General features: G+C 70.1%; 5 protein-coding genes. 2 read left to right on the top strand and 3 right to left on the bottom strand.

Going from position 1 to position 5,020, the window contains the following annotated elements; genetic code table 11:
• Positions 1–217, top strand: a 217-nt coding sequence (locus VXC91_RS42180; RefSeq protein ID WP_329512651.1) for a C40 family peptidase, incomplete at its 5' end; no start/stop codon positions are given.
• A 370-nt stretch (positions 218–587) separates the two neighbouring features.
• Here the strand turns inward: VXC91_RS42180 and VXC91_RS42175 are convergent.
• Positions 588–2,057, bottom strand: a complete 1,470-nt coding sequence (locus VXC91_RS42175) for a SulP family inorganic anion transporter (protein WP_329512650.1) — start codon at positions 2,055–2,057, stop codon at positions 588–590.
• Positions 2,058–2,555: 498 nt separating this feature from the next.
• Positions 2,556–3,335: a hypothetical protein gene (locus VXC91_RS42170; protein WP_329512649.1), complete on the bottom strand. Its 780-nt coding sequence runs from the start codon at positions 3,333–3,335 to the stop codon at positions 2,556–2,558.
• Positions 3,336–3,981: 646 nt separating this feature from the next.
• On the opposite strand from VXC91_RS42170, the gene VXC91_RS42165 reads away from it, so the two are divergent.
• Complete coding sequence (locus VXC91_RS42165) at positions 3,982–4,221, top strand: hypothetical protein (protein WP_329512648.1); 240 nt, start codon at positions 3,982–3,984, stop codon at positions 4,219–4,221.
• Here VXC91_RS42165 and VXC91_RS42160 read toward each other — a convergent pair.
• Positions 4,187–4,441, bottom strand: a complete 255-nt coding sequence (locus VXC91_RS42160; RefSeq protein WP_329512647.1) for a hypothetical protein — start codon at positions 4,439–4,441, stop codon at positions 4,187–4,189. The genes VXC91_RS42165 and VXC91_RS42160 overlap by 35 nt on opposite strands.
• Positions 4,442–5,020: the final 579 nt, after the last annotated feature.

Genomic DNA, 5,020 nt, shown 5'->3' with positions numbered 1-5,020 from the left:
ACGCACCTCACAGGCGCAGACCAACGCCGGCACCCGCATCTACTCGACCAGCAGCCTCAGGGTCGGCGACCTGGTCTTCTTCTTCAATGACCTCCACCATGTGGGCCTTTACGCGGGCAACGGTCAGATCCTGCATGCACCGCGCACCGGGACGGTCGTCCGGTACGAGTCGATGGACACGATCGGCGGGCCGTTCATGTTCGGTGTCCGCGTCTGACCGGCCCCCCAGGATCGCGCCGCCGCTCGCCCGCACCAGCGAAGCAACTCGTCCCGTGCTCAGCACCACCCTTCGTCGAGGGCGGTGACGGTTGCTGCACCAGTGACCCGGCAAGGGGGCCGCTGCGGCCCGACGCAGGGACGTGCGGCTCGCACCGGTGGAGAGGCCGTGCCGATCCTCGCAGTGGACGGGGTCACCCGTCGTTCCACCGGAGCCGGCCACTTGGAGGGTCGGGTCGGGCGTGTGGGCGCGCAACAGCCCCTGTCCGGCCTTCCCCGTCGCCGCGACGATGCGTGGCGACGGCGGTGCCGACGAAGACCAGGTCCAGACCCCGGGGGACGACCGGAGCACCGGCCCCCCGGGCCACAGGTCACGTCGCGGGAGCGCGGTCGGACGGGACGGTGCGCGCATTGCGTTGGTCCGCCCAGTTCTGCAAGGCGGTCATGCAGGCGTGGTCGAGGTGGCGCAGACCGGCAAGGTTGAGCTCCACGGACCGATCCACGGGCAGGTTCTCCAATGTGTCCAGGATGCGCGGCAGTCGCAGGAAGGTGGCGTTTCCCTGGATACGGACGCGCACCCGTCCCTCACCGGAGTCGGCGACGTCGATGTGGACGTGGGACACCTCCCAGGCCGCCTTCGTGACGGCCAGGACCAGGCCGACCAGGACGCCTTCGAACATGTTGGTGAACAGGATCGCGCCCGCGGTGATCACCAGGATCACGGCCTCACCGCGGTGCTCGCGCCACAGCGGACCCAGCTCCTTCAAGGGCAGCAGCTTGAAACCGGCATGGATCAGCACACCGGCGAGCGCGGCGGTGGGAATCATCCCGAGGGCATCGGGCAGGATGGCGGCGAACAGCAGCAGCCATACGCCGTGCAGCACGCGGGAGAGTCTGGTGCGGGCGCCGGCCTGGACGTTCGCGGCGCTGCGCACGATCACCGAAGTCATCGGCACGGCACCGAGCAACCCGCAGACCGCGTTGCCCGCCCCCTGTGCCATCAACTCCTTGTCGTAGTCGGTCTTCGGACCCTCGTGCAGGCGATCCACGGCCGCCGCGCTGAACAGCGACTCGGCGGAGGCGACCAGCGTGAAGGTGACGATCGTGGCCACCACGCCCACATCGACCAGACGGATGAACTCACCGAGTCCGGGCGGCTGGACGGCCTCGACGAGCCCGGTGACCTCCACCCGCTTCACCGGCAGGTCGAAGACGGCGGTGACGGCGGTCGCCGTGCCCACTGCGAGCAGCGGGCCGGGCAGGAGCTGGGCCCGGCCGTGGACCTTCTTCCAGAGGGTCATCACGACGATGGTGCCGATGCCGACGCCGATCGCGGTGAGAGCCGGGCGGGATGCGGCCACGTCGGCGACGTGGCCCGGCAGGCCGGCGATGTTGGAGGTACCGCTGCCGGGCGCCTCGCGGTCACCGAGCGCGTACAACTGCCCGGCGATGAGAACGAGTCCGATGCCGGCGAGCATGCCGTGCACCACGGACAGCGAGATCGCCCGGAACCAGCGTCCGAGCCTCAGGGCCCCGAGCGCGAGTTGCAGCAGGCCGGTGAGCAGGACGAGCACACCGAGCGCGGCCAGACCATAGTCCTTGACCGCGGTGAAGACCAGGACCGTCAGTCCGGCGGCAGGGCCGGACACCTGCAGGCTGCTGCCGGGCAGCAGCCCGGTGACCAGTCCGCCGACGATGCCCGTGATCAGGCCGAGTTCGGCCGGGACACCGGCGGCGATCGCGACACCGACGCACAGGGGCAAGGCGACGAGGAAGACGACCAGAGAGGAGGTGACGTCGGTGCGCAGAGCGCTGCGCAGGGATGAAAAATGGGAGGTCATGGGCGTTCTTTCGGGTATGGGGGCGAAGGAACGTCGCGAGAGGCGCGACCCAGGACGGACACGTGTGGGGTGCTGCGGTCGGTCACAGGGGCTTGAAAGTGCGGAAGGTGCATGGGAGGGAGGCCGCGACACCGCAGGCCGCATGCCTGGTCGCGGGGGGCGAGGTTTCCCGCGGTACGCAACGCGTAGAGCTCGCCACGGTGGGCGCCGGTGAACGGAGCGGCAGGACGAAGGGGGCCTGCGGCCCCTGTGCTCCGGCCGGGCGGGCGAACTCCTCCTGCCTGGCGGAGATCTTGTCGGGGAGCGGGCGCGAGCGCCCGATGAGGGTCTGCATGAATCGGCTCGTGACTCTTCGTGGGGCTCTCGTATCAGGACAGGAGGAGCGAAGAATGCGTGTTGAGGCATCCAGATACTCGACAGGCCTTGACCGACGGTGCGTTGGCTGTGAGCCGGTGACGGACGGAGGGAGCTGTCAGGATGCGTGCGGCACGCTGCCGGTCAGAGGCGGAACGTCTGCAGGGTGGCCGAGTCGGGCGTGCGCCCGGCGCCGGGGTTACAGGCTTCTCTCGCCGTGCGGGGGTGCGCCCTGTGGGGCGCAGTCTCGGCGAGCATTGCTGCCGCGGCTCGCGGCACGGCGTCGGCGGCCAGTGCCAGCCGTTCGAGATGGTGGTCCGTGCGAGGCGGCCGAGCCGGGGCTTCGGCCGCGGTCTCGTGGTGCTGTGCGGCGGCTCCGACGTGCGGAGGCAGGAAGGCGGAGCCGTGCGGTTTCCTGGACTCCGATTCGATTGCAGGCGCCATCGCGGACACCGCGCTCGAGGCGGACGGGGAGTGATGGGATGTCATGAAGTTCATCAGCACCGCTACGGCCAGCAGCACCACCGCGGCCGCCACTCGCCGCATCATCACCGCACGCCCGACGCCGAGTTGGTGCCGACGCCAGAACGTCAGCGGCTCACGGCTCCGGGCTCCCACATGTCGCGGGCAATCACCTGGTTCGACGGCCTTCGCCGGGTGCATCCCGCCGGCGAGGCTACGGACCTGATCGGGGCCGTCCGGCACCCGCCGTGCGTCGGCCGAAGTCGTTGCCACGACGTCGGGTGGGCGTCGCCGCGACGCGGGCGGTGCCGGTGCCTCATCGGCACCGATGCGATCCCGCGCGACGGCGGCAGCCCGTGCCGCGGCGGACTCGTCCGTCCGTACCTTGGGCGGTGGGGTGCCCGTACAGGCGATTTCGGCGCCCATGAGCGCACCCGTGGCGGCACAGCCGTCCATACGCATGGAGTTCTCCTGCGGTGCTGGTCGGGAAAGGGTGACGACAGGCCCGCCCGTGCCCAAGGCATGGACGGCCGGTTCTCCTCAACAGCGCAGGACGACGGAAGTGGAAGCGGCGGCGAGCCGCAAAGTGTCTCGCGTGGAGAGCGACACGGGGTGAGGTAGGGGACAGACGGGCTCCCGCATGGCGGACGGCGCCAGGTGTACGGCGAAGCAGAAGGTGTGTCGGCGCTGCTCCGAGCCGGACGCGCCGCAGGAGGGATAGATACCGCCGCCACGGTGGTCTTCGCCGGCCGATACCCTCACGACGGCCGGTGGACCGACCGGGCAGCCAGACACACCGGCTTCCGCGGTTTGCCGACGACAGCCGTCCGGGCCGAGAACCGACAGGTGGGAGGCGCCGGGACTGAACGATGCGTGGAGCAGTGCCATGAGAGCAAGCAGCACGACAGCGCCCAGGCCGCGACGCGTCGCAGGCCCGACCGTGATGAGCGTGTGCTGCATGCATACCTCCGTGCTGGCCTCTTAAGGGAACCTCCGGCAGCCGGACCGGGCCTCTGGAATCCGCCATCCGGGGCCCGGATTCACTCGATGCAGTGATCAACGCGACAGGGTGACATCCGCGGTGCTTCCGCGGTGGAGCTGACGGATCTTGTGCGGGCGAGGGGAGCCCGACCAGGCGGTGCGGATCGCCGGCCGCCGGCTGAGCAAGCACCAGACCGAGCTGCACGCCGCCGAACCCGACCACTTCCCCGGCTACTACACCCTGCACACCCTGCGCGACGACCACATCGTCGGCGTGCTCTCGGTCAACGCGACCACCGGCCAGGTCTGGCACCACACCTGGCACGGCCGGTTCATCCAGCTGCAAGTGCCCGGCGGCAGCGCATAGCCCATAAACGCAGTGGCAGCTCGGAGGGCGAGATCAGCAGCAGCCCGGACAGGGCGTCGGTGAGCAGCACCACGACCACGAGGGCCGGCGCCAGACGGGCGTAGCCGCCAAGCGCGCCACGGAAGCCGGAGTCCCAACGGCGGGCGATACCCACCCACACGAGGTGCACCAACGCACCGGTCCAGAGCGCCGCCGCAGCCAAGTGCATCGTGGTCAGCACCGGCCCCCCACACGGCGGAGACGCCGGCCGGATGAGCACGCAACCCCTCCGACACCACCGCCGCCGCGAGCCCGGCCTCGCAGCGGCCGAGACAGCCGCGTGGCTGGTGGCGGTGGTGGCGCTGTTCCGCAGGTGGCGGCCGATAGCGTGGGGCACGCGGATCCCGTGCCGGGCGGCCGGCCGTTCGCTGGGCCTGGGCCATCCGCCACCGCGCGGCCACCGCGAGCACGCACACCGCCATGACCAGCGCCAGTTTGACGGTGAGGACCTTCCCGAAGGAGGTGTCCAACACGGCAAAGCACTGCCCCAGCCGGATAGAGCGGTCTACTGCTCTCACGCGGTGGCCAGTTGCGATGGCACGGTGATGATGGTGCTGTTGAGATTACGAAGGAGGTGACAGACCCGCACTGTTGAACCCTCCCCCAGCCAAAGCAGGGGGATTCCTGGCTCAGGAAGCCGCCCAGGTCAGCGACCTGGGCGGTCTTACTCCCTCGACACCAGCCGGGACGGAACCTGCCCGGTGACACGAAAGGCGAGATAGTGCGCTGCGCGCCGAGCTTGGCTCTCGCTCGGCACACG

This window comes from Streptomyces chiangmaiensis (assembly GCF_036281785.1).
In the GTDB taxonomy this organism is placed as follows: Bacteria; Actinomycetota; Actinomycetes; order Streptomycetales; family Streptomycetaceae; genus Streptomyces; species Streptomyces chiangmaiensis.
This window is presented reverse-complemented; position numbering and strand designations above follow the sequence as displayed.